This is a genomic window from Bradyrhizobium sp. USDA 4354, from assembly GCF_054060315.1.
On the sequence record NZ_JBSSDC010000001.1, the window covers coordinates 1360060 to 1384770 of the forward strand.

The 24711-nt window shown below is 64.7% G+C and carries 19 protein-coding genes; 15 read left to right on the top strand and 4 right to left on the bottom strand.

Translation table 11 applies throughout. The annotated features are described in order from the left end of the window. Positions 1-97: 97 nt before the first annotated feature. A complete protein-coding gene (locus ACVIIV_RS06390) occupies positions 98-766 on the top strand; it encodes an MBL fold metallo-hydrolase (protein WP_456743443.1) in 669 nt (222 codons plus the stop codon). A gap of 2 nt (positions 767-768) precedes the next feature. Here ACVIIV_RS06390 and ACVIIV_RS06395 read toward each other — a convergent pair whose 3' ends face one another. Then, on the bottom strand, positions 769-1143 hold the full coding sequence (locus ACVIIV_RS06395) for a winged helix-turn-helix transcriptional regulator (protein WP_456743444.1): 375 nt from the start codon (positions 1141-1143) through the stop codon (positions 769-771). 140 nt (positions 1144-1283) lie between these two features. Here ACVIIV_RS06395 and ACVIIV_RS06400 point away from each other — a divergent pair, with 140 nt between their 5' ends. Further along, entirely contained in the window at positions 1284-1586 is a 303-nt protein-coding gene (locus ACVIIV_RS06400) for a hypothetical protein (RefSeq protein WP_456743445.1), read from the top strand. Between the two features lie 195 nt (positions 1587-1781). Here ACVIIV_RS06400 and ACVIIV_RS06405 read toward each other — a convergent pair whose 3' ends face one another. Then, complete coding sequence (locus tag ACVIIV_RS06405) at positions 1782-2732, bottom strand: IS110 family transposase (RefSeq protein WP_456742750.1); 951 nt, start codon at positions 2730-2732, stop codon at positions 1782-1784. A 333-nt stretch (positions 2733-3065) separates the two neighbouring features. Next, the gene (locus ACVIIV_RS06410) at positions 3066-4232 is read right to left on the bottom strand and encodes an extracellular catalytic domain type 1 short-chain-length polyhydroxyalkanoate depolymerase (protein WP_456743446.1); all 1167 of its coding nucleotides are present in this window, start codon (positions 4230-4232) and stop codon (positions 3066-3068) included. Positions 4233-4848: 616 nt separating this feature from the next. Here ACVIIV_RS06410 and ACVIIV_RS06415 point away from each other — a divergent pair. Continuing rightward, positions 4849-6084, top strand: coding sequence for an LLM class flavin-dependent oxidoreductase (locus ACVIIV_RS06415; RefSeq protein ID WP_456743447.1), 1236 nt, complete (start codon positions 4849-4851; stop codon positions 6082-6084). Between the two features lie 283 nt (positions 6085-6367). Then, positions 6368-7744, top strand: a complete 1377-nt coding sequence (locus tag ACVIIV_RS06420) for a cytochrome P450 (RefSeq protein ID WP_456743448.1) — start codon at positions 6368-6370, stop codon at positions 7742-7744. Positions 7745-8016: 272 nt separating this feature from the next. Here ACVIIV_RS06420 and ACVIIV_RS06425 read toward each other — a convergent pair whose 3' ends face one another. Beyond that, complete coding sequence (locus ACVIIV_RS06425; RefSeq protein WP_456743449.1) at positions 8017-8856, bottom strand: SDR family NAD(P)-dependent oxidoreductase; 840 nt, start codon at positions 8854-8856, stop codon at positions 8017-8019. A 179-nt stretch (positions 8857-9035) separates the two neighbouring features. Between ACVIIV_RS06425 and ACVIIV_RS06430 the strand changes: the two genes are divergently transcribed. From ACVIIV_RS06430 to ACVIIV_RS06480, 11 genes are all read left to right on the top strand, one after another. Then, positions 9036-10001, top strand: a complete 966-nt coding sequence (locus ACVIIV_RS06430) for a sensor histidine kinase (RefSeq protein ID WP_456743450.1) — start codon at positions 9036-9038, stop codon at positions 9999-10001. A gap of 316 nt (positions 10002-10317) precedes the next feature. Beyond that, positions 10318-12051 (top strand): putative bifunctional diguanylate cyclase/phosphodiesterase, encoded by a 1734-nt coding sequence (locus tag ACVIIV_RS06435; RefSeq protein ID WP_456748675.1) that lies wholly within the window; start codon positions 10318-10320, stop codon positions 12049-12051. A gap of 261 nt (positions 12052-12312) precedes the next feature. Continuing rightward, positions 12313-13755 (top strand): sigma-54 interaction domain-containing protein, encoded by a 1443-nt coding sequence (locus ACVIIV_RS06440; RefSeq protein ID WP_456743451.1) that lies wholly within the window; start codon positions 12313-12315, stop codon positions 13753-13755. A 244-nt stretch (positions 13756-13999) separates the two neighbouring features. After that, entirely contained in the window at positions 14000-16024 is a 2025-nt protein-coding gene (locus ACVIIV_RS06445; protein ID WP_456743452.1) for an acyl CoA:acetate/3-ketoacid CoA transferase, read from the top strand. Positions 16025-16131: 107 nt separating this feature from the next. Beyond that, a complete protein-coding gene (locus ACVIIV_RS06450; RefSeq protein ID WP_456743453.1) occupies positions 16132-17316 on the top strand; it encodes a substrate-binding domain-containing protein in 1185 nt (394 codons plus the stop codon). A gap of 171 nt (positions 17317-17487) precedes the next feature. Next, entirely contained in the window at positions 17488-18252 is a 765-nt protein-coding gene (locus tag ACVIIV_RS06455; protein WP_456743454.1) for an ABC transporter ATP-binding protein, read from the top strand. Further along, a complete protein-coding gene (locus tag ACVIIV_RS06460) occupies positions 18249-18971 on the top strand; it encodes an ABC transporter ATP-binding protein (protein WP_456743455.1) in 723 nt (240 codons plus the stop codon). The genes ACVIIV_RS06455 and ACVIIV_RS06460 overlap by 4 nt, the downstream gene beginning before the upstream one ends. After that, positions 18968-19978, top strand: coding sequence for a branched-chain amino acid ABC transporter permease (locus ACVIIV_RS06465; protein WP_456743456.1), 1011 nt, complete (start codon positions 18968-18970; stop codon positions 19976-19978). The genes ACVIIV_RS06460 and ACVIIV_RS06465 overlap by 4 nt, the downstream gene beginning before the upstream one ends. After that, positions 19975-21060 (top strand): branched-chain amino acid ABC transporter permease, encoded by a 1086-nt coding sequence (locus ACVIIV_RS06470; RefSeq protein ID WP_456743457.1) that lies wholly within the window; start codon positions 19975-19977, stop codon positions 21058-21060. The genes ACVIIV_RS06465 and ACVIIV_RS06470 overlap by 4 nt, the downstream gene beginning before the upstream one ends. Before the next feature lie 174 nt (positions 21061-21234). After that, positions 21235-24345, top strand: coding sequence for an EAL domain-containing protein (locus ACVIIV_RS06475; RefSeq protein WP_456743458.1), 3111 nt, complete (start codon positions 21235-21237; stop codon positions 24343-24345). Then, complete coding sequence (locus ACVIIV_RS06480) at positions 24345-24515, top strand: diguanylate cyclase domain-containing protein (RefSeq protein WP_456743459.1); 171 nt, start codon at positions 24345-24347, stop codon at positions 24513-24515. The genes ACVIIV_RS06475 and ACVIIV_RS06480 overlap by 1 nt, the downstream gene beginning before the upstream one ends. Positions 24516-24711 lie beyond the last annotated feature (196 nt).

A 24711-nucleotide genomic window follows, 5' to 3' on the forward strand; every position in this document is an offset into this window, starting at 1 on the left:
CCAATTGGGACGGCCGTGTGACGGGTGTTCCCGGGCTCGTTCCGGTTGGCCCGAATCTTTTGCTTGGCGACCTGGCAAAAATCAGCATTGTGAGCTCATGAGCGAGCAAGACGACACCAAAGCCAAGGCGGGCGCGATCATCGTTCCCGTGACGCTGTTCGAGCAGAACTGCACCATCATCTGGGACGAGCCTTCCAAGAAGGCCGTGGTGATCGATCCCGGCGGCGACGTGCCGAAGATCCTGGATGCGGTCAAGCAGACCGGCGTCACCGTGGAGAAGATCTGGCTGACCCACGGCCACATCGATCATGTCGGCGGCGCGGCCGAGCTGCGCGATGCGCTGAAGGTGCCGATCGAGGGCCCGCATGTCGCGGACAAGTTCCTGCTCGACAACGTCGTCGCAAGCGGCGCGCGCTTCGGCATGACCAGAGGACGCGATTTCGCGCCTGACCGCTGGCTCGACGAGGGCGACAGCGTGTCGATCGGCGGCCTGTCGTTCGACATCCTGCACTGCCCGGGTCATTCGCCCGGCAGCGTGGTGTTCTTCAACAAGGACTTGCGTTTTGCCCATGTCGGCGACGTGCTGTTCGCGGGCTCGGTCGGCCGCACCGATTTGCCCGGCGGCAGTCACGCCACGCTGATCAACTCGATCAAGACGAAGTTGTTGCCGCTCGGCGACGATGTCGGCTTCATCTGTGGCCACGGCGCCGGCTCGAGCATCGGCCAGGAGCGGATGACCAATCCGTTCATTACGGGCGAGATGTAGGTTTATTCGGCGGCGTCCACGAGCGCCGTCGCTTCACTGAGATTGCGCTCGCCCCATTCGCGAATGGCAGCAACGACAGGTACGAAGCTCTTGCCCTTGCGGGTCAGGCGGTATTCGACCTTCGGCGGCACCTCGCCAAAATCCTTGCGGTCGATCAGGCCGCTCATCGTCAGCGCCTTCAATTCGCGGCTGAGCACGCGCGGAGTGATCTCGGCGCTGCCCTCTGTGCCGCGCAGCAGGCCGCTTCTGATCTCGCCATAGCGGCGCGGGCCGTCCTTGAGGTCCCAGACGATGCGGAGCTTGTACTTGCCGCTGATCATCTTCTGAAACGCTGCGACCGGACAGGCGCGCGCCGGGGCCGCTCTTGCCTTCGCCATGTCGTCTCCTCCATGCGCAGCCAGCGCGCGGAAGCATAGGAGCGGCGGCGAAAAAGTCCATACTATCAATTTTGTCCATACTTGCGGGATCGCGCGCAAGCCGCAGATGATGACGCACAAGACGAAGTAAGGAGCGTCACATGAAGCACTTCATGATCAGATACCAGTTCAAGAACGGCACGACGGAGGAATGGCACCGGGAGATCGGCCGCTTCATCAAGGCGATCGACGGCGATCCGGAGCTGAAGGGACGGATCGGATACCGCGTCCTGAAGGCCCGCGACGACCGCAGCTACTTCCATCTCGCGAGCGCCAGCGACGATGCCGCGCAAAAGGCGCTGCAATCGCGCGACTTCTTCAGGGCTTATCAGGAAATGACGCGGAAGGTTGCCGGCGGCGAGGTGACGGTGACGCCGATCGAGGTGATTGATCAGACGGGGTAGCCACGCACTCCGCTGTCGTCCCGGACAAGCGCAAGCGCAGATCTACCGTCTTGCGTGTCAAGGGATCGATCGAACGCGGAGGATGCGGCATCGTGCTCGATCGTCAAGGCGGCTGCGCCCCGCCTTCGGCGGTGGCCTCCGGCCAGCCTTGACGATCTGCGCCCGATGCCGCGAGTGGCTGCCGTGATCGACGCCTCAGCGTGCCGCGGCTGCAGCGGGAGCCTTGGCCATGGCATCCCGCAGCTGGGCGTTCAGCCGCACCAGCAGTTTGCGCATCACAGCGACCATAATCACCTTGCCGGGCTTACCCCGTGCCCGCAGCCGGCTACAGAACTCCTTGATCTGCGGGTCGAACCGCATTGCCGTGCGCGCTGGGTTGAACAGGACAACCTTGATTGACGTGCGCCCCGGCGCCAGCCCGCGGCGCTTGCGGATGCTTCCGCTCTCATGAACGCGGGGAGCCAATCCGCCGAGCGCCGTAATCTTCTTGCAGCCAAACCTGCCGAGTTCCGGCAGCAGCGCCAACAGACCGCGTGCGGTCTGTTCAGCAACGCCGATCTGGTTACACAGAACCTCTTCCTTGAATGCCAGCTGCGGGTGTTCGTCCTCGTGCCGGGCAAGCTCGACAGCAATCGCTGCGAGAGCTTCGTCCAGATGAGCAATCATGCGCTCGATGGAGCTGCGGACCGCGTCCAATGGCGCGGTTGCCAGGCGGCAGGCCTCCGCATGCCGCATCGCCTTGAGCTGCCGCTGGCGCGCCATCAGGCAATCCAGCGTTACATCTTCCCGGCGGCCCAGGCGCAGCTCGCCGGCATTCAAGCGGTCGCGCCCATAGTCTCGCAGCAACCGCGCATCAATCCGGTCTGTCTTGGCCTTGATCCCTCGCACTTGGCGGAAAGCCTTGACCCGCTGCGAGTGAACGACGGCCCACGGAATCATCCTGTCCGCCAGCGCCGCTTCCAGGTTCCGCTCCCAGCCACCGGTGCGCTCGAACGCCACGAGGTCCTCAGCGGGATCGAGCTGCTCAACCAGGGCTGCAATTGCGGCCGCATCATTGCCATACCGCCGCACGCGCTCGCAGCCTTCCGCTGCCACATCCAACCAGGATTTGCCGACATCAATTCCAATGATACGCTTGCCGCTCATACCGACCTCCCTCATCATAGTCGGGTCCGGAGCGAGCACTGGATTGCAAACGGGCGATTAGCCCTCTCTACCGTTCGTGCCCGGACCCAGCAGCGCCGGCGGGCCTCCAGATCTGCACGATCGTCAAGATCTTCCGGGACCGCGAGGTCCCGCCGGCGTCCGATCTTCCATCAGGAAGACGCCAACAACATGCAATCCGGGACCAATACCCACAGGGAGGAGTTTGGGGCGGCCTGATAACTCCGAGTCCCCGCAACCACATCCGCCTGTGGCTATGGGTCCCGGATCGGCGCGCGCTTGGGGCGCGCTTGTCCGGGACGACTGGGGATGGAGCTATTTCATCAACCCGGCCGCCGTGAGCGCGCGCGTGATGATCTGACCGAGATCGAAGCCGTGAGACTTCTCACGCTTCGGCTCGGCGGGCTCTGCGACCGCGGTGCGGATCGAGCGGGCGAGATGCGGCGCGGGCGTCAGCGCGGGCTTCGTTGCGGGCTTGGCTTCCGCCTTTGCCGCGTCGGCAATCCAGCCGGTGAGGCCGAAGAACTTTGCGATGTGGTAGGACGAGGAAATGCCGGCCTCGATCAGGAATGCGCCTTCCATGCCGTAGCGCTGATCGTTGTCGGCAAGACCGAGCGGCGTGCCGTGCGCCATGTCGGTGATGGCGTAGGATTCGACCAGCGTCTCGCCGTCCTTGTTCCACCAGGCCTGGCGCGGATAGCCGTCGACATTGGTCTCCGCCATCGGCATCTCCGGCAGACCATGCAGATCGAGCCACTGCTTGACGATCTCGTTGGCATTGTCGGGATTGACGGTGCGATCGGCGCTGCCGTGCCACACCGAGACCTTCGGCCAGGGCCCGCGATGATCAGAGGCGCTGCGCACGAGATCGCCGAGCTCGCGCGCGGGGCGCGCTGGGGAATGGAACATGCCGTCGAGCGCCTCGCGCAAATTCGAGGCGATGCCATAAGGCAATCCGGCGATGACCGCACCGGCCGCGAAGACCTCCGGATAGGTCGCGAGCATCACCGACGTCATGCCGCCGCCAGCCGACAGGCCGGTGATGAAGACGCGCCTGGAATCGATGCGGTGCGCCTCGATCATATGCGCGATCATCTCGCGGATCGAACGCGGCTCGCCGCTGTCCCGCGCGGTGTCCTCCGGATTGAACCAGTTGAAGCAGGTGTTGCCGTTGTTGATGCGCTGCTGCTCGGGCATCAACAGCGCGAAGCCGTAATGCTTCGCGAGCGTCGACCAGCCCGCGCCGAGATCGTAAGCGGCCGCGGTCTGCCCGCAGCCATGCAGCACGACGACGAGCGCGTGCGGCTTCTGCAGCTGCGCCGGCACAAACGCGAACATGCGCAGGGCCCCCGGATTGTCACCGAAGCCCGTGACCTCTTGCAGTGGGCTGGATGAATCCGCGCTGCGGCCGAGCTCGGCAAAGCGCAGACCGTCCAGCTTGGGCAGACGTCTCAACAGATCGATATTTCGGGCTAACGACACGGCAACTTCCTGATGGGGGACATTCAACGTCCAGCCCAACCAGATAGTTGCTGCGTTGCAAAATAAAAAGACCGTGCGCTGCCAATCCCACGAGAATCGCGGGAAATCCCGCAGGAATCCGCACGTATTGACGGCAGCGCCTCAACTTCGTGCCGATACACGGCGCATCCATGCCAGAAATGCGGCGCAGATCATGATGAATGTCACAAACAGCACGAGCGAGGCGAGGAATCCTGCGCGCGCTGATTGCAAAGAACACCGCGCCGATTCCGGCCACTCCGGCCGCATTTCCGATCTGCGCTGTCGTGCCGTAGATGCCGGAGGCCGAGCCTGCGGCGACAGGTTTTACGGACTGTGCGAGACCACACCACAGCGACGTCAGGTGAAGCCGAGCACGCCGGCGAAGATGTTCTTAGTGCCATGCATGTCGAACTCAACTCCCACGCTCCTGCGGAGACTCCCACTCACCCCGACCTCATCTGCGCAAGCGGGAGAGGGAGAAGACATACGCATGCCTGCATTCCGGCATGCGGGACATCGCGCGATTGCGTTTGTGGCATCAGACACGTAGCCTGATCGCCTCAACAAACAGAAAATGAAAGCCGGAGAGAACGCCATGGCGCGCCTGAAATTCGGAGCCTTCCTTGCCCCGCATCACCCGATCGGGGAGCATCCGATGCTGCAGTTCCGGCGCGATCTCGACCTGGTCGAGCAGCTGGATGCGCTCGGCTATGACGAGTTCTGGTGCGGCGAGCATCATTCATCGGGCTGGGAGATGATCGCATCGCCCGAGATGTTCCTGGCCGCCGCCGGCGAGCGCACCAAGCGGATCAAGCTCGGCACCGGCGTGGTGTCGCTGCCCTATCACCATCCCTACAACGTCGCACAGCGCATGGTGCAGCTCGACCACATGACCGGCGGCCGCGCCATCTTCGGCTCCGGCCCCGGCGCGCTGGCCTCCGATGCGCATACGCTCGGCATCGACCCGATGACGCAGCGCGACCGGCAGGACGAGGCAATCGGCATCATCCGCCGCCTCTTCAACGGCGAGCGCGTCACCGCCAAGAGCGACTGGTTCACCATGAACGACGCCGCGCTGCAGATCCTCCCCTTGCAGGAGGAGATGCCATTCGTGGTGGCCTCGCAGATCTCGCCCTCCGGCATGACGCTCGCCGGCAAATACGGCATCGGCATCATCTCGCTGGGATCGATGACGACGCAGGGGCTGATGTCGCTGCAGCAGCAATGGCAGTTCGCCGAGGATGCCGCGAAGAAGCACGGCACCAAGGTGAACCGCGCCGACTGGCGCGTGCTCCTGACCTGGCACATCGCCGAAACGCGTGAACAAGCGCGCCGCGAGGCCGGCGCCGGGCTGATGCGCTGGCACAACGAGTATAATGTCGGCACGCTGCAGCGGCCGGGCCTCACGGCGTTCTCCTCGCCTGACGAGGCCGTGGACAAGACCGCCTTCGTCGAGGGTGCCGCCTCCACCATCGGCACGCCCGACGATCTCGTCAAAACCATCAAGAACGTGATGCAGGTCTCCGGCGGCGTGGGCGCCATCATCGGCTTCGTGCACGACTGGGCCAATCCGGAAGCCACCCGCCGCAGCTGGGACATGGTGGCGCGCTACGTCGTGCCCGAGATCAACGGCTATATCGACGGTCTGCGCAAGTCGCAGAAATTCGTGATCGAGAACCGCGCGATCTTCGAGCGCGCGGGCCAGGCCGTGATGGCCAAGATCATGGAGAACGAGAAGGCCGCCGAGGCGCTGAAGGTGACCGGCCCCGGCCGCGTCGCCATTCCCGCCGTCAACGCTCCGGATCTGCAGAAGGAAGCGGCGAAGCGGTAGGTGATCGTAGGCAAGTCCCGACCTCCACTCGTCGTCCCGGACAAGCGCGCCCAAAGCGCGCGCAATCCGGGACCCATAGCCACAGGATAGTGTTTGGCGAAGATTGCTAACTACTATCTCGTACCACAACTTCTCCCTGGGGTTATGGTCCCGGCGCCCGTGCGCAATTGCGCACTAGGCCGGGACGACGGCGGTGGGTGTGACGATTTCGTGCGCAAGACGGCCGCAGCGTCATCGTGCGCGGATGTGCTATGTTGGCCCGGTGCCAACCGGAGCAATCCTGATGTCGATGCAGAATGTGGCCGCGCCTGCGCTTCAGTTCACCCCTCCCAGGCGCAACGAGCTGACCCACATCCCCGGCGACGAAGGCTGGCCGATCATTGGCAAGACCTTTCAGGTGCTCGCCGATCCCAAGGGGCATATCGAAGCGAACGGCGCCAAATACGGCCTGGTCTACCGCACGCACTTTTTCGGCGAGACCAATGTCGTGCTGCTCGGGCCCGAGGCCAACGAGCTCGTGCTGTTCGACCAGCAGAAGCTGTTCTCCTCGACGCATGGCTGGAACAAGGTGCTCGGCCTGCTGTTTCCGCGCGGGCTGATGCTGCTCGATTTCGACGAGCACCGGCTGCATCGCAAGGCTCTGTCGGTCGCGTTCAAGTCCGGGCCGATGAAATCCTATCTCAGCGATCTCGACCACGGCATTTCCGCGCGCGTCGCGCAGTGGAAGGCAAAGCCGGGGGAGATGCAGCTCTATCCGGCGATGAAGCAGCTCACGCTCGATCTCGCTGCGGCCTCGTTCCTCGGCGCCGATATCGGGCCGGAGGTCGACGAGATCAACCGCGCCTTCGTCGACATGGTCGCCGCCTCCGTCTCGCCGGTCCGCCGCCCCCTGCCCGGCACCCAGATGGCGCGAGGGGTGACGGGACGCAAGCGCATCGTCGCCTATTTCCGGGAGCAGATTCCGCTCCGCCGCGGCAATCATGGCGGCGACGATCTGTTCTCACAGCTCTGCCGCGCCACCCATGAGGACGGCGCGCTGCTCTCGGAGCAGGACATCATCGACCATATGAGCTTCCTGATGATGGCGGCGCACGACACGCTGACCTCGTCGCTGACGTCCTTCATCGGCGAGCTCGCCGCCAATCCGGACTGGCAGGACAGGCTGCGCGCGGAGGTGCTCGCGCTCGGACTTGCCCCGGGGGCACCGAGCAGCTTCGACGATCTCGAAAGGATGCCGCTGACGGAGATGGCCTTCAAGGAGGCGCTGCGGATCAAGCCGCCCGTGCCCTCGATGCCGCGCCGCGCGATGCGCGACTTCAGCTTCAAGGGCTTTGCGATCCCCGCCGGCACCGCGGTCGGGATCAATCCGCTCTATACGCACCACATGAAGGAGATCTGGCCGGAGCCGGATCGCTTCGATCCGCTGCGCTTCACCGAGGACGCCCAGCGCAACCGCCACCGCTTCGCCTTCGTGCCGTTCGGCGGCGGCGCGCATATGTGCCTCGGCCTGCACTTCGCCTATATGCAGGCGAAATGTTTCGCGCGGCATTTCCTGGAGAATATCGAGGTGTCGCTGGAGCCCGGCTACAAGCCGGACTGGCAGATGTGGCCGATCCCGAAGCCGCGGGACGGGTTGCGGGTGCGGGTGAAGGCGGTTTAGCCCCTCGTGTCCCGGACGCGCGAAGCGCGAGCCCGGACCCAGAATCTTGCGACACGTTCAGCTTGGAGAGATGGGCCCCGGCTCTGCAGCGCATCGCACCGGACGATGCTTCGCATCGCCGGGGGCGCTGCGCTGCGTCCGGGGCACGAGATCTCGTAGGGTGGGCAAAGGCGCGAAGCGCCGTGCCCACCGTTCCTTGCGCAAGAGGCAAGGTGGGCACGGCGCGCGAAGAGCGCGCCTTTGCCCACCCTACGATTCCGCGCCCGGAGCCCCTACGCCCCCTGATCGAACGCCTTGCGCAGCGCCACATAGCCCTGCTGCTGCTGACTCCAGTTGCGGCCGCCGGTCATGGCGCCGTCAACGACGAGGTCGTGGCCGTTGACGAAGCTGGATTCGTCGCTGGCCAGGAACACCGCGGCATGGGCGATGTCATCGGGGAGGCCGGCGCGCGGAATCGGCTGCGCGGTCTTGTAGACCTCGCGCATCACTGCCGGCGTCTTCTCCGCTGCATCGGTCGAGAGCCCCAGCGCCTTGCCGAAGATGCCGGTTGCGATCGCGCCGGGCGAGATCGAGTTGACGCGGACGTTGGATTCGCCGAGCTCCATCGCCACGCATTTGGTGAGATGGATCACCGCGGCCTTGGCCGCGCTATAGACCATGGACGACGAGAAGCCGGCGAGGCGGCCGGCGATGCTGCCATTGTTGATGATGCTGCCCGCCCCCTGCTTCTTCATGTAGGGCGCGGCGTGCTTCATGCCGAGCATGACGCTGCGCACCAGCGTCGCCATGGCCGCATCGAACCGCTCGACCTCGAGCCCCTCGATGCCGCCGGTCTGCGCCGGCCCGCCGGCATTGTTGAACAGGCAATCGATCCTGCCGAATTTCTCGACTGCGAGCGCGATCAGCGCCTGCATCTGCGCTTCGACCGTGACGTCGGTCTGGCGGAAGATGCAATTGGCCCCGAGCTGCTTCGCCAGCGCCTCGCCTTCCGCTACGCGCCGACCCGCGATCACAATTTTGGCACCTTCGGCAACGAAGACTTCCGCAGTGCGCAATCCGATCCCGCTCGTCGCCCCCGTAATCACCGCAACCTTGCCGTCCAGCCTGCCCATGGAATGTTCCTGTTTTCGAGCGATTTGATGCCAAATGGCGAATGTCGGCGGCCGCCGTCGCCGCAGCGGCCACTATCCGCGCCCGCTTCCGACAAGGCAAGCTATGCTTATGCGGGCGGCATGCGTAACATCTCCATGGGTCGCTCGAGTTTCGAACGCCTATCGCTACCGGGCTGCGCATGGGGAAGCTGATCGACGAGTTCCGCAAGAGCTGGCAGGGCGCGGCGCCGCCCTCGCTGGGTCTGAGCATCTCGTTTGCGGTGATCTGCCTGTTGGGCGCGACCCTGGTCCGCTGGGGTCTCGCTCAGATTCGCCCCGACATCTACTTCACGCCGTATTTCCCGGCTGTGTTCTTTGCCGCTGCCCTGGGCGGATTTAGGATCGGCATTGTCACGGCGCTGGTCGGCGGCGTGCTCGGTGTCGTCCTGAATTTCGGCGATGCTTTTGCCGATCGCGCGCGATTTGCGCTGCTGGCGCTTTACTGGGCCGTCTGCGCGATCACCATCTGGGGTGTCGAGCACTATCGCACCATGCTGGCGGAGCAGCGCCGGATCTCCAGACGGCTGATCGAAGAAGAAGATTATCGCAAGCTGCTGGTCGAAGAGCTCCAGCACCGGCTGAAGAACAAGCTGTCGACGGTGCACGCCGTGCTGCACCAGGTGCTGCACGAGCAGCCCCAGGTCTGGGCCCGGGTCGATCCCCGGCTGCGCTCGCTGGCCGCAACCGACGATCTGATCTCGCGGATCGACAAGGCCGGGTGCGACATCCGCGACCTCCTGATCTCTGAGCTCGGGCCTTACGGTCACGTCCGCTTCACCCTTAATGGTGAGCGGCTGTTCCTGCCGCCGAAGCTCGCGGTCACGCTGTCATTGATGTTTCACGAGCTTGCCACCAATGCAGGCAAGTACGGTGCATTCTCCGCACCGCGCGGTCTATTGCAGGTGTCTTGGGCCATCAACGACGATCGCCTGACCATCACCTGGGACGAAACCGAGGGGCCGAGCGTGGACAAGGTGTCCGAGCCCGGCTTCGGCACCAAGCTGCTGAAATCGGCACTGTCGGCCTTCGACGGCCGAACCGAGATCTCGTATCTGAAAACCGGGCTGCATTGCATCATGCAGTGTCGAATTCCCAAGGGCGGCTAGCGCAAGATCCGTCAAGGCTCAAACGTCGCAACGTGGGAGGTGTGCTCCCTCCCCCGCTTGCGGGGGAGGGCTGGGGAGAGGGTGTCTCCGCAAAGAGACCCCCAGAGGATAGAACCCTCACCCGTGCCTTCGGCACGACCTCGCGGCACTTTCCCATGCGCCGTTGACGCTCTGTTAATGACAATTTTCGGCGCGCGTTGCATCGCCGCAAAACACCCCCGTATTTCTCCGTACCCCTTAACCAAACTTAAGAGGGAACCGCGCAACATCGCGCCCATTGCAAAGGCGCGCTGAAACAACAAGATTCATGACTTCTATGAACGACAATGAATATTCCGGCGCGACTGAAGCCGAGCTCGGTTTTCTCAAGGAAATCGTTAGAATGCTGCCTGCAGGCCTCACCGTGCAGGACGCTCATGGCGAGCTTCTGCTGGTCAACGATGCCGCCGCCGCCCAGCTCGGCATGGACGGCAGCCGTCCCTCACCCGATCTGGCGCCGCGCCGCGAAGCCTGCCGGAAGGCGCTGAGCGCCGGCCAGGCCGTCGTTACCGAGGAAGCGCTTCACGAGGGCGCGGCGCGCCAGGTGCTGCTCACGACCCATCGTCCCGTTCGCCTCGCCGGACGCGAGCTCCTGATCTCGGCGTCCTCCGACATCACCGAGCAGAAGAATTTCGAGGACCAGCTGTTCCGCTCGGCCTATTTCGACGAGCTGACCGGGCTGCCCTCGCGCCGCGTGATCGAGCATCGCGCCAACAGCCTGCTCGCGCGCGATCGCGACGAGCGCTTTGCGCTGGCCTTTCTCGACGTCGACAATTTCAAGCACATCAACGACTATTACGGCCACGCCGTCGGCGACGCGCTGCTGGTCGAGCTGTCGAGGCGGCTCGGGCGCGACCTGCGCGATTCCGACATGCTGTCGCGCATCTCCGGCGACGAATTCCTGCTGCTGCTCTCCCCGATCAAGAGCCAGGAGGAAGTCGCCGAATTCATGCAGTCGACGCTGGAGCGGCTGACCGCGCCGTTCTTCATCGATCATTCGGAAGTCTTCGCCTCGACCTCGGTCGGCATCAGCCTCTATCCCGACCACGGACGCAGCTTCGAGACGCTGCGGCAGAACGCCGACACCGCGATGTACCGCATCAAGAACAACGGCAAGGGACTGGCCGCCTTCTTTGATACCAGCATGGAGCGCGAGGCGCAGGCACGGATGAAGGTCGAGCAGTCGCTGCGGCTCGCCATCCTGGAAAAGCGCTTCTGCTGCGCCTTCCAGTCCAAGGTCGACATCCGCACACAGGCCGTGAAGGGCATCGAGGCATTGGTACGCCTGCGCGACGACGAAGGCGTGATCCAGGCGCCGGGCTCGTTCATCAACCTCGCCGGCGAGCTCGGCCTCATCGACGAGCTGACCCATCTCGTGCTCGCCGAGATCGTCAAGTCGATCGACCTGATCAACGACACGTTCGGCGCGGAAGCGACCATCAGCATCAACGTCGCCGCCAAGCAGGCCGGCAATCCCGAGTTCATGCGCAGCTTTGCGCAGGCGCTGGACGACACCGGCTTTCCCCAGCGCTTCATGATCGAGGTGACGGAAGACGCCTTCGTCGCCAAGAATCATTTCCAGGCCGAGATCCTGCCGATGTTCCGCAAGCTCGGTGTCGGCATCTCCATCGACGATTTCGGCACCGGCTATTCCTCGCTTTCGGCGCTCGCCGACATCACCGCCGACGAGATCAAGATCGACCGCTCCTTCATCACCGATATCCATAAGCGGCCGCGCAGCCAGGGGATTTTGCGCGCGATCGAATCCTTGAGCGAGGCGCTCGGCATGACGGTGATCGCCGAAGGCCTCGAATCCTACGAGGAGCTCGCCTATCTCCAGGCGGCAACCAAGATCCGCTACGCGCAGGGCTATTACTTCTCGCGGCCGATCTTCCTGGAGGAGCTGAAGCTCGCAACGCCCGTCTCCAGCGAGGCGCGGGTCAGCGTGGCGAGCCGCCCGATGCAGCAAAACCGCCAGGGCTATTCGCGGGCGAGTGGATATCGAAGGTAGGGCGCAAGCGGCGCAACACATACCGCTGTCGTCCCGGGGCGCGAAGCGAACCCGGGACCCGTAACCACAGGATGTGGTTTGGCGCTGAGATGGTCACTCCTAGTCCCCGTAATCACATCTCCCTGTGGTTATGGGTCCCGGATCCGCGCTTCGCTTGTCCGGGACGACGGCTGAGTATGGGGCGCGCCGCAAACGGCTAATTCTCCCTTTGAAATTGCTGGTCTTTTGGTAATACACAGGCGGACCTCCCCGAGGTATCTCATGTCTGCCGCTTCCTCCTCCATCAGCGATCCCGCCTATCTGCGCGCACGCGCGATGGAGACGCTGTTCGAGCGGCTGGAAAAGCTCTGCGAGGGCGCGATTGCGATCGATCGCGGCGGGCGCGTCGTCTACGTCAACGAGAAATATCTTGCCGCACTCGGTCTCAACCATGCCACCGAGGCGATCGGCCGGTCGATCGAGGAGGTCATCCCGAACAGCCTGATGCGGAAGGTGGCCGAGACCGGCGAGCCGATCCTGCTCGACATCATGGAGCTCGGCGGCGAGCAGCTCGTCGTCACCCGCATGCCGATCGAGGACGAGAACGGGACGGTGATCGGCGCGATCGGATTCGTGCTCTATGATCATCTCGAGAGCCTGAAGCCCCTCCTCGCCCGCGTCGCCCAGCTCGAGAGCGATCTGCGGCTGGCGCGGCGGCAATTGTCCAACGCCCGTGCGGCGCGTTTCACCTTCGCCGATTTCGTCGGCACGACGCCGGGAATCGCGCGGGCCAAGGAGCTCGCAAGCCGTGCCGCGCGGCAGAGCGTCACGGTGCTGCTCACCGGCGAGACCGGAACGGGCAAGGAGATGCTGGCGCAGGCCATCCACAATGCCTCCTCGCGTGTGGAGAAGCCGTTCGTCAGCGTCAACGTCGCCGCCATCCCGGACACGCTGATCGAGTCGGAGTTCTTCGGCACTGCGCCGGGCGCCTATACCGGCGCCGACCGCAGGGGGCGCGAGGGCAAATTCCGCATTGCCGACGGCGGCACGCTGTTCCTCGACGAGATCGGCGAGATGCCGCTGCAGCTCCAGGCAAAACTCCTGCGGGTGCTCCAGGAGCGCGAGATCGAGCCGCTCGGCTCGGACAAGATCACCAGGGTCGACGTCCGCGTCATCGCCGCGACCAATGTCGACCTGCGCAAACGCGTCAGCGATGGCGCGTTTCGCGCCGATCTCTACTACCGTCTCAACGTGCTCTCGGTCGATCTGCCGCCGCTACGTCATTGCCTCGACGATCTCCCTGACATCTGCGCCCGGCTGCTCGACGACATCAGCGCGTCGGGCGACTACGTGAAGGCGAAGATCACGCCGAGCGCGCTCGCCGCGCTCGCCCGTTACGACTGGCCGGGCAATGTCCGCGAGCTCCGCAACATCCTCGAGCGCGCGCTGATCCTCAGCGATTCCGGGCGGCTGACCGGCGAGGATGTCGCCCGCATCCTCCCCGTCGGCACCGAGGTCAGGCTTGCACCGCCGGAGCGCCCGGCCGGAACGGTGGTGCCCTATGCCGAGGCCGAGGCCGAGTTCGAGAAGCACACGCTCGAGCAGGCACTCGCCGCCAGCAACGGCCAGATCACCGAGGCCGCCAGGATGCTGCGGATCTCCCGCGCGACCTTCTACAAGAAGCTCGCCAAGTTCGGCCTCGCCTCGGGATCGGCGGCCGTCTGAGTTTCGAGACAGGGACTGTCCGGAGTCTCGGATTCCGGACACCGCACCTGGCTGCTCTTCCCGGGGCCGATTGCCGAAATTGCCGCAAATTTCAGCCGGTTTGCGCGAACTTGCGGGATCTGGCGCGGACCTTGCTCTCCTGCTTTGCCGTTTTTCATCGCGAGGACCAACCTGTTCCGGGGCTGCTCTTCGCGATAAGATCAAGCACAACAAGGCATACGGTACAGGGAGCGGGAGGAACGCCGTGAGCCACCATCCAGCTCTGCCCTATTTGCGCAATTCCGAGAAGGGCAAGGTCGTCTCGGCGGCTGAAGCGGTCATGCTGATTCGCGACGGCGACACGGTGGCGACCGGCGGCTTCGTCGGCATCGGCTTTGCCGAGGAGATCGCTATCGCGCTGGAGGAGCTCTATCTGTCCCACGAGGGCGATGCACCCTACACGCAGGGCAAGCCGCGCAATCTGACGCTGGTCTATGCCGCCGGGCAAGGCGACGGCAAGCAGCGCGGCCTCAATCATTTCGCGCATGAAGGGCTGGTCCGGCGCGTGATCGGCGGGCATTGGGGCCTTGCGCCGAAATTGCAGCAGCTCGCGATCGCGAACCAGATCGAGGCCTATAACCTGCCGCAGGGCGTGATCACGCATCTGTTCCGCGACATCGCCGCGCACCGGCCGGGCCACATCACCCGGGTCGGCATGGGGACCTTCGTCGATCCCCGCAATGGCGGCGGCAAGCTGAATGCGCGCACCACCGAGGACATGGTGGAGCTGATCACGCTGCGCGGCGAGGACTGCCTGCTCTACAAGACGTTTCCGATTCAGGTCGGGATGATCCGCGCCACCACGGGCGATCCCGACGGCAACCTCACCATGGAGAAGGAGGCGCTGACGCTGGAAGCACTCGCCATCGCCATGGCGGCGCATAATTCCGGCGGCATCGTCATCGCCCAGGTCGAGCGCGTGGCCGAGGCCGGCAGCCTCAATCCGCGCCAGGTCAAGATTCCCGGCATCCTCGTCGACTGCGTCGTCGTAGCAAGGCCGGAGAATCACTGGCAGACTTTTGGCACGCAATACAATCCGGCTTTCGCGAGCGAAATCCGCGTCCGCGCCGCCTCGCTGCCCGTGATGCCGATCAGCGAACGCAAGATCATCGCGCGGCGCGCGGCCCTGGAGCTGAAGGCCAACAGCGTCGTCAATCTCGGCATCGGCATGCCGGAGGGGATCGCCTCGGTCGCCAATGAAGAGCGGATCATCGATCTCATCACGCTGACGGCGGAACCGGGCGTGATCGGCGGCATTCCCGCGAGTGGCATCGATTTCGGCGCGGCAATCAACACCCAGGCGGTGATCGACCAGCCCTACCAGTTCGACTTCTACGACGGCGGCGGTCTCGATGCCGCCTTCCTCGGCCTTGCCCAGGTCGACCGCGCCGGCAACCTCAATGTCAGCAAGTTCGGACCGAAGCTTGCGGGCGCCGGCGGCTTCATCAACATCAGCCAGAATGCCAAGGAAGTCGTGTTCGTCGGCACGTTCGGTGCAGGCAAGCAGCGCGTCGCGGTGCGCGACGGGAAGCTCGTCATCCTCGACGAAGCCAGGTCGCGCAAGTTCATCGATAGCGTCGAGCACGTCACCTTCAGCGGCCCGTTTGCCGCCGCGCGCAAGCAGCGCACGCTGTACGTCACCGAGCGCTGCGTATTCGAGCTCAGGGCGGACGGGCTCGAGCTCACCGAAGTCGCGCCCGGCATCGATATCGAGCACGACATCCTGCGCCTGATGGATTTCAAGCCGCTGATCCCGCGCGCCCCGGCGCTGATGGACGCGCGCATCTTCGGCGACGGCCTGATGGAGCTGCGCGAGCGCCTGCTCACCATCCCGCTCGACCAGCGCTTCACGCTGGACGAGCAGCAAAACCTGTTCTTCGTCAATTTGGAACGCTATCCGCTACGCAGCAAGGCCGAGATCGACACCATCGCTGATATCGTCGAGGCCCGCCTGGCCCCGCTCGGACGCCGAGTCTACGCCATCGTCAATTATGACAATTTTTCCATCCTGCCGGAGCTGATGGACGATTACTCCGCCATGGTCCGCAGCCTCGTCGACCGCTTCTATTCCGGCGTGTCGCGCTACACCACGTCGGGCTTCCTGCGCATCAAGCTTGGTGAAGCCCTGGAGAAGCGCGGCGTCGCGCCGCATATTTTCGAGAGCCCGGAGGAAGCGCAGTCGGACTGGCGCCAGGTCGAGGCCGGCGCAGCGAGGCGGGCCCAAAAATGATGCATGCTCGCAGAGGCCAGACCGCTCCGCCGGAAGGTTCAATTGCAATGTTCGCAAGCTTGTGCAAATCGCTGTTGTCGAGAAACTTTAAATCAGGAGGGACCATCGTGCGTCGATCACTCATCATAACAACAACCATTCTCGCGCTCGGCGCGGGCACCTCCGCAAGGGCGGACGATCTCAAGATCGCGCTGATCTACGGCAAGACCGGTCCGCTCGAGGCTTACGCCAAGCAGACCGAGACCGGCCTGAAGATGGGTTTTGAATACGCCACCAAGGGCACCATGACGCTCGACGGCCGCAAGATCGTCGTCATCACCAAGGACGACCAGGGCAAGCCGGACCTCGCCAAAGCCGCGCTCGCGGAAGCCTATCAGGACGACAAGGCCGACATCGCGATCGGCACGACGTCGTCGGCCGCGGCGCTCGCGATTCTCCCCGTCGCCGAGGAGAACAAGAAGATCCTGATCGTCGAGCCCGCGGTCGCGGACCAGATTACCGGCGAGAAGTGGAATCGCTACATCTTCCGCACCGCGCGCAACTCGTCGCAGGACGCGATCTCCAACGCGGTCGCGATCGGCAAGCAGGGCGTCACCGTCGCGACGCTGGCGCAGGACTATGCCTTCGGCCGCGACGGCGTCGCCGCCTTCAAGGAGGCGCTGGCCAAGACCGGCGCGACGCTCGCTGCCGAAGAATATGCCCCGACCTCGACCACCGACTTCACCGCGGTCGGCCAGCGCCTGTTCGACGCGCTGAAGGACAAGCCGGGCCGCAAGGTGATCTGGGTGATCTGGGCCGGCGCCGGCAATCCGCTGGCCAAGCTCCAGGACATGGATCCGAAGCGCTACGGCATCGAGCTCTCCACCGGCGGCAACATCCTGCCGGCGCTCGCGGCCTATAAGGGCCTGCCCGGCATGGAAGGCGCGACCTACTATTTCTATGAGATCCCGAAGAACCCGGTGAACGACTGGCTGGTTGCCGAGCACCAGAAGCGCTTCAACGCGCCGCCGGACTTCTTCACCGCGGGCGGTTTCGCCGCCGCGATGTCCGTCGTCGCCGCCGTCACCAAGGCGAAGTCGACCGACACCGAGAAGCTGATCACGGCGATGGAGGGCCTGGAGTTCGACACGCCGAAGGGCAAGATGGTGTTCCGGAAAGAAGACCATCAGGCGCTGCAGAGCATGTATCACTTCAAGGTCAAGGTCGACCCGAACGTCGCCTGGGCCGTGCTCGAGCCGGTGCGCGAGCTGAAGATCGAGGACATGAACGTTCCCGTCCGCAACAAGCGGTGAGCTTTCTTGCTTCACCTCTCCCGCTTGCGGGAGAGGCCGGGAGAGGGCTCTATCCTCTCGGGGTTCTCGTTCGCAGAAAACACCCTCTCCCCAACCCTCCCCCGCAAGCGGGGGAGGGGGCGCAGCGTGCCCCGCGGACATATCTCGTTTTCATCAATTGCCAGACCCTCAATGCCTCTCACCCTCGAAACCCGCGATCTCACCATTCGCTTCGGCGGCCATATCGCGGTCAACAATGTCTCCTGCACGTTTCGCCCGGGCGAGCTCACCGCCATCGTCGGGCCGAACGGCGCCGGCAAGACCACCTATTTCAATTTGATCTCGGGCCAGCTGCGCGCTTCACACGGCAGCATCCTGTTCGACGGCACCGACATCACCCAGGACTCGGCACCGCTGCGCACGCGCGCAGGCCTCGGGCGAGCCTTCCAGCTCACCAACCTGTTCCCGAACCTCACCGTGGAAGAGAACGTCCGCCTTGCGGTGCAAGCGGCGAACGGCACCCATTACGACATGCTGCGGCCCTGGATGGTGCGCCGCGACCTGATCGCACGCGCAGACAGCATCCTCGACCAGGTTGCGCTCGGCAGCCGCCGCGGGGTCGCCGCGACCGCGCTGTCCCATGGCGACCAGCGCAAGCTGGAAGTGGCGCTGATGATCGCGCTGGAGCCGAAAGTCTTCATGTTCGACGAGCCGACCGCCGGCATGAGCATCGACGAGGTGCCTATCGTCCTCAACCTGATCGCGCAGCTGAAGCAGGACAGGAGCAAGATCATCCTGCTCGTCGAGCACAAGATGGACGTGGTGCGCTCGCTCGCCGACCGCATCATCGTGCTGCATAACGGCCAGCTCGTTGCCGATGGCCCGCCGGCGGAGGTGATCGCCTCGCCGATCGTGCAGGAGGCCTATCTCGGCGTTGCACCAAAGAGCGCAGCATGACTGACCTGCTCAAACTCTCCGGCGTGCACACCCATATCGGGCGCTATCACATCCTCCAGGGCATCGATCTCGCCGTCCCGCAAGGACAGGTCACGATGCTGCTCGGCCGCAATGGCGCGGGCAAGACCACGACGCTGCGCACCATCATGGGCCTGTGGCAGGCCTCGAAGGGCGAGATCACCCTCGCCGGGATGCGCATCGAGAGCCTTGCGACGCCCGACATCGCCCGGCTCGGCGTCGGTTACGTGCCGGAGAGCATGGCGGTGTTCTCCGACCTCACGGTGAAGGAAAATCTCGTCCTCGCCGCGCGCGACGGGCCGCTCGATGAGACCCAGCTGGACTGGATCTTTGGCTTCTTCCCGGCGCTCCGCCGGTTCTGGCTGTCGCGCGCGGGAAGTCTCTCGGGCGGGCAGAAACAAATGTTATCCATCGCGCGCGCGATCATCGAGCCGCGCAAGCTGCTTCTGATCGACGAGCCGACCAAGGGCCTCGCGCCCGCCATCGTGATGGCGCTGATCGAGTGCCTGAAGGAGATCAAGCGCAAGGGCGCGACGATCCTGCTGGTCGAACAGAACTTCTTTGCCGCCCGCGAGCTCGGCGACAGCGTGCTGGTCATGGACAACGGCACCATCGTCCACCGCGGCGAGATGGCGGCGCTCGCCGCCGATGTGCCGCTGCAGGAGCGGCTGCTCGGCCTGAGCCTGGAGGCGCATCAGTGACAGACCTTGCTGCAACCGATCCGCTGCCGAAACCCAAGCGCGATCTCGCGCCGATCCTGCTGCCGGTCGCCCTCGCCCTTCTGATGATCCCGTTGATCGGATCGACCTCGTCCTGGCTGACCTTGACCGCGGCGAGCCTTGCCATGGGCATGATGATCTTCATCATGGCCTCCGGCCTCACTCTCGTGTTCGGCCTGATGGACGTGCTCAACTTCGGCCACGGCGCCTTCATCGCCGTCGGCGCCTATGTCGCCACCCTGGTGCTGGCGCCGTTCGCGGCCTCCATCCAGGCGGACTCGCTCTGGATGAACCTCGCGGTGCTGGCCCCGGCCGCGCTGCTCTCGATGGCGGTGTCGGGCGCGCTCGGCCTGGTCGTCGAGCGCGTGCTGATCCTTCCGGTTTATGGCCAGCACCTGAAGCAGATCCTGATGACGACGGGCGGCCTGATCGTCGCCGAGCAGACGCTTTATGCGCTGTGGGGGCCGCAGATCATCCCGATGCCGCTGCCGGCGTCGCTGCGCGGCTCCTTCATCCTCGGCGACGTCGCGATCGCCAAGTACCGCGTGCTGGCGATGCTGATCGGCCTTGGCATCTTCATCGCAATCCAGCTCGTGCTCAACCGCAGCAAGCTCGGTCTCCTGATCCGCGCCGGCGTCGAGAACCGCGAGATGGTGGAGGCGCTCGGCTATCGCATCCGCCGCCTGTTTCTCGGCGTGTTCATGACGGGATCGGCGCTCGCCGGCCTCGGCGGAGTGATGTGGGCACTCTATCGCGAACAGGTCCACGCCTCCATGAGCGACGACCTCACCGTGCTGATCTTCATCGTCGTCATCATCGGCGGGCTGGGGTCGATCGGCGGCTGCTTCATCGGCGCGATCCTGGTCGCGATGGTCGCCAATTACGGCGGCTTCCTGGTGCCGAAACTCGCCCTCGTCTCCAACATCCTGCTGATGGTCGCCATTCTGATGTGGCGGCCGCGCGGCCTCTATGCGGTGACCAGCCGATGATGATCCTCTCCGGCGATCCGCCGCGCAGCCGCGTGCTCACGCTCCTCCTCGTCGTCATCATCCTGGCGCTGGCGGCGACGCCGTTCCTGTTCCCGGGTGCCAAGGCGCTGAACGTCGCGGCCAAGATCTGCGTCTTCGCCGCTCTGGTCGCGTCCTACGATTTGCTGCTCGGCTACACCGGCTCGGTCTCGTTCGCCCACACCATGTTCTACGGCATCGGCAGCTATGCCATTGCCATTGCGCTGTACGGCATGGGACCGAACTGGGCCGCGGTCGCCACCGGCATCGTCACGGGCCTGCCGCTGGCGGCGTTGCTCGCGCTCGCCATCGGCCTGTTCTCGCTGCGGGTCGCCGCGATCTTCTTTGCCATGATCACGCTCGCGGTCGCCTCGGCCTTCCAGGTGTTGGCGTCGCAGCTGTCCTGGCTGACCGGCGGCGAGGACGGGCGCAGCTTCCAGCTACCCGAACTGCTGCGGCCGGGCACAGTGCTGATCTCCAAGAACCTGTTCGGCTTCGAGGTCAACGGCCGCATTCTCACGTTCTATCTGGTGTTCGCGATCTCGGCACTGATGATCCTCGCGCTGCTGCGGGTGGTGAACTCGCCGTTCGGCCGCGTGCTGCAGGCGATCCGCGAGAACCGCTTCCGCGCCGAGGCGCTCGGCTTCCGCACCGTCTTCCATTTGACCTACGCCAACTGCCTCGCGGCACTGGTCGCCGCCAGCGCCGGCATCCTGAATGCACTGTGGCTCCGCTATGCAGGCCCCGACACCTCGCTGAGTTTCTCCATCATGCTGGACATCCTGCTGATGGTGGTGATCGGCGGCATGGGCACGATCTACGGCGCGATCATCGGCGCCACCATCTTCATCCTGGCGCAGAACTATCTGCAGTCGCTGATGGGCGTCGCCTCGAACGCAGCGTCCGAAGCCGGCCTGCCGCTGCTGCCGGGGCTGCTGCACCCCGACCGCTGGCTGCTGTGGCTCGGGCTGCTGTTCATCGCCAGCGTCTACTTCTTCCCGACCGGCGTGGTCGGGCGGCTGCGCAAGGTCGGCGGCGGCAAGAGTGCGGGCAGCTCGCATTAAGCCGCCATTAATGCTGCAGCGCGGCGATTGCTGTGCACACCGCACAACCGCAACGAGATTCCCGCTTCGCTCCATACGGTCGCGATTACGAAACCGGATTAATGCTTAGCTAACTGGTTTTCCTAAGGTTTGCGCCATTTGTGCGGTGTATTCCTGTCCCTCCAGGGAGGGGGAATGCGCCAGGTCTTTGCCAGGGTAGCAGCCGGAATGTCTCTAGCCGCGAGGAACGGCTGGGAGGTCTTGGCGCGGCGTGGTCCTGTCCTGTGGCTGACCCTGTGCGGCGTGCTGCTGGTCGCCGGAATCTTCATCGTCACGGCCATGGCCGTCGGCGAGTTTCGCGAGCGGACCCTCGCCAACCGCGAACGCGAGCTTGAAAACACGGTGCAGCTGATCGCGCGGCACTTCGACCAGCAATTCGAAGATTCCGACCTCGTCGCCGCCGATGTGATCGGGCAGATGAACCTGCCTGACATCACCTCGCCTGCAATGTTCCGCGAACGCATGTCCGGACCTGCGACGAACCAGATGCTCCGCAGCAAGATCAGCTCCGTGTCCTATCTGGGTGACATCGTGATCTATGATGCCGACGGCGAACTGATCAACTGGTCGCGGGCCCAGCCGCTGCCGAAGATCAATATTTCCTCGCGCGCCTATTTTCAGACGCTCAAATCCGATCCGATGGCCGAGCCGGTCATCCTGGAATCAGTCCGCAGCTTCATCATCGGCAAATGGACCACGGTCGTCGCACGACGGCTGCGCGGCGCCGACGGTACCTTCTTGGGCGCGATGGTCCGCCGGATCGATCCGGACAGCTACCAGAACTATTTCGCATCCGTCGCACTTGCCGAGGGCACGGCGATCTCGCTGTTCGACCGCGAAGGCAAGATGCTGGCACGCTACCCGCACGCCGAGGAGCTGATCGGCAGGAGCTTCAAGGATGCGCCGCTGATGCGGAAGGTGCTGACCAAGGGCGGCCAGCACACGCTCCGCGTCAGGAGTCCGGTCGACGGCGAGGAGCGGCTCGGCTCGGCTGCGTCGCTGAAGCACTTCCCGCTGGTCATCGTCGCCACCAACACCACGGCAGCAGCGCTTGCAGACTGGCGACAGCAGACCGGCTTCATGGTCACCACGGCCGCGCTTTCGGCCGCCGTGATCGCGCTGATCCTCTATCTGATTATCCGCCAGATCCACCGGCAGAACCGCGAGGCCCAGGCGCGAATCGAATCGGAGCGGCAGCGGCTCGACACCGCCCTCAACAACATGTCGCAGGGGCTGATCCTGTACGACGCGAGCGGCTACATCGTCATCTGCAACCGCCGCTACGCCGACATGTTCGGCCTGTCCCACGACGTCATCAAGCCAGGCTGCCACATCCGCGAGGCGATGCATCATCGCAAGGAGCGTGGCGCCTTCGACGGCGATGTCGAGGCGTTTTGCGCCGACGTCATGAGGATCGTCGCCGAAGGCACGGTCTCGACGAGGATCCATCAGTTGGCCAACGGCCGTGCCTTCCAGGTCATCAACACGCCGCTCGCGCAGGGCGGATGGGTCGCCACGATCGAAGACATCACCGAGCGCCGCCACCTGGAACAGGAGCGCGATCGCAACTACACCTTCCTGCGCGAGATCATCGACCATATCCCTTCGCAGATCACCGTGAAGGACGCGCGTACGCGGGAATATCTGCTGCTCAACGTCGTCGCCGAACAGCTGTTCGGCCAGTCTCGTCAGGATGTCGTCGGCAAGACCGCTTTCGACATCTTCCCCGAGGCGCCCGCTGCCCGCATCACCGAAGACGACAGCTGCGCTCTGAAATCGGCCAAGGGATCGTTCAAGGACGAGCACGCCTGGCAGATGCCGGGCATGGGGCTGCGCTACATCACCTCGACCAGGATCGGCATCCACGATGAAGCCGGCGAGCCGCGTTATCTCATCCATGTCGTCGATGACGTCACCGAGCGGCGTCACGCCGACGAGAAGATCGCGCATATGGCGCATTATGATGCGCTGACCGACCTGCCGAACCGGACCCTGTTCCGCGAGCAGATCGAACGCGAGCTGGCGAAGGCCGCCGATGGCTGCCAATTCGCGCTGCTCTACATCGACGTCGACGAATTCAAGGGCATCAACGATTCGCTCGGCCACCATGTCGGCGACGAGCTGTTGAAGGCGATCGCGGGTCGCCTCCGCGGCTGCCTCAAGCAGGGCGACCTGATCGCGCGGCTCGGCGGCGACGAGTTCGCGGTGATCCAGACCGGGATCGGATCGTCCGCGGACGTGCTCTCCTTCGTGACGCGGATCTACCAGGCGATTCGGCAACCCTATCATTGCCTCGGCCATCAGCTCTCCACCGACGCCAGCATCGGAATTGCGCTGGCGCCGCAGGACGGCGCCGATCTCGACCAGCTGATCAAGCACGCCGACCTCGCGATGTACGGCGCCAAGGCCGAGGGACGCCGCACCCACCGCTTCTTCGAGCCGGAGATGGATGCGAGCGCCAAGGCACGCCTGAGCATGGAGCTGGATTTGCGGCAGGCCCTGGTGAATGGCGGCTTCGAGATTCACTATCAGCCGCTGGTCGACTTGCGCACCAACGAAGTGTCGGGCTGCGAGGCGCTGCTGCGCTGGCGGCATCCCGAGCGCGGCATGGTGTCGCCGGCGGAGTTCATTCCGGTCGCCGAGGATACCGGCCTGATCACCGAGCTCGGCGATTGGGTGCTGCGCATGGCCTGCAACGAGGCCGCGGCCTGGCCGGTGCATGTGCGTGTCGCGGTCAACGTCTCGCCGGTGCAGCTCAAAAGCGACACGCTGGCGCTGCGGATTGCGGGCGCACTCGCCGCCTCCGGGCTGGACCCGCGCCGGCTCGAGCTCGAGATCACCGAGGCCGTGCTGATCCGCGACGACGAGGCGGCGCTCTCGATCCTGCATCAGCTCCGCTCGATCGGGGTGCGCATCGCGCTCGACGATTTCGGCACCGGCTACTCCTCGCTGAGCTATCTGAAGCGCTTCCCGTTCGACAAGATCAAGATCGACCGCTGCTTCGTCGCCGACATCGCAGAGGCGAGCGGCGCGCCTGTCATCGTGCAGGCGGTGGTGAACATCGCGGCCGCCAGCAACATGACCACGGTCGCTGAGGGCGTCGAGACCGAGGCGCAGCGCGACATGCTGCGCGCGCTCGGCTGCACGCAGATGCAGGGCTACCTGTTCAGCGCGCCGAAGCCGGCCAGCGAGGTGCGAAGACTGTTCGGCCCCGGCGATGCCGCGCCCGTCGCGGCGGTGGCCTGATGGCGAAGTCCCGCAAGACCGTCGATCTCGCGGATTCCTACGCGGTGCGCCCGCTCGACCTCGCCAGTCGCTATGACGGCAAGGAGTTCGCGCTGATCCTGCCGGACATGGATTGCGACACCGCCTGCACTGTGGCCGAGGAGATCCGCTGCGCCGTCATGGCCTTGTAGATCGCCCACGGCGCCGCGCGCGCCGGCGGCCACGTCACCCTCGTCGGCGTCGCCAGCCAAATTCCAGGTAGTACCCACGGCGGCCCGGACCGGCTGCTCGGCGCGGCCGACGAGGCGCTCTATGTCGCCAAACGCCTCGGCCCGCAACCGCGTCATCTGCGCCGAACGGGTGCTTGCCGAATTCGCCGCCCTCGGC

Coding starts and splice junctions, on each gene's coding strand:
- ACVIIV_RS06390 (WP_456743443.1), top strand. CDS start 98: ATGAGCGAGCAAGACGACACCAAAGCCAAGGCGGGCGCGATCATCGTT.
- ACVIIV_RS06395 (WP_456743444.1), bottom strand. CDS start 1,143: ATGGCGAAGGCAAGAGCGGCCCCGGCGCGCGCCTGTCCGGTCGCAGCG.
- ACVIIV_RS06400 (WP_456743445.1), top strand. CDS start 1,284: ATGAAGCACTTCATGATCAGATACCAGTTCAAGAACGGCACGACGGAG.
- ACVIIV_RS06405 (WP_456742750.1), bottom strand. CDS start 2,732: ATGAGCGGCAAGCGTATCATTGGAATTGATGTCGGCAAATCCTGGTTG.
- ACVIIV_RS06415 (WP_456743447.1), top strand. CDS start 4,849: ATGGCGCGCCTGAAATTCGGAGCCTTCCTTGCCCCGCATCACCCGATC.
- ACVIIV_RS06420 (WP_456743448.1), top strand. CDS start 6,368: ATGTCGATGCAGAATGTGGCCGCGCCTGCGCTTCAGTTCACCCCTCCC.
- ACVIIV_RS06425 (WP_456743449.1), bottom strand. CDS start 8,856: ATGGGCAGGCTGGACGGCAAGGTTGCGGTGATTACGGGGGCGACGAGC.
- ACVIIV_RS06430 (WP_456743450.1), top strand. CDS start 9,036: ATGGGGAAGCTGATCGACGAGTTCCGCAAGAGCTGGCAGGGCGCGGCG.
- ACVIIV_RS06435 (WP_456748675.1), top strand. CDS start 10,318: ATGAACGACAATGAATATTCCGGCGCGACTGAAGCCGAGCTCGGTTTT.
- ACVIIV_RS06440 (WP_456743451.1), top strand. CDS start 12,313: ATGTCTGCCGCTTCCTCCTCCATCAGCGATCCCGCCTATCTGCGCGCA.
- ACVIIV_RS06455 (WP_456743454.1), top strand. CDS start 17,488: ATGCCTCTCACCCTCGAAACCCGCGATCTCACCATTCGCTTCGGCGGC.
- ACVIIV_RS06460 (WP_456743455.1), top strand. CDS start 18,249: ATGACTGACCTGCTCAAACTCTCCGGCGTGCACACCCATATCGGGCGC.
- ACVIIV_RS06470 (WP_456743457.1), top strand. CDS start 19,975: ATGATGATCCTCTCCGGCGATCCGCCGCGCAGCCGCGTGCTCACGCTC.
- ACVIIV_RS06475 (WP_456743458.1), top strand. CDS start 21,235: ATGCGCCAGGTCTTTGCCAGGGTAGCAGCCGGAATGTCTCTAGCCGCG.
- ACVIIV_RS06480 (WP_456743459.1), top strand. CDS start 24,345: ATGGCGAAGTCCCGCAAGACCGTCGATCTCGCGGATTCCTACGCGGTG.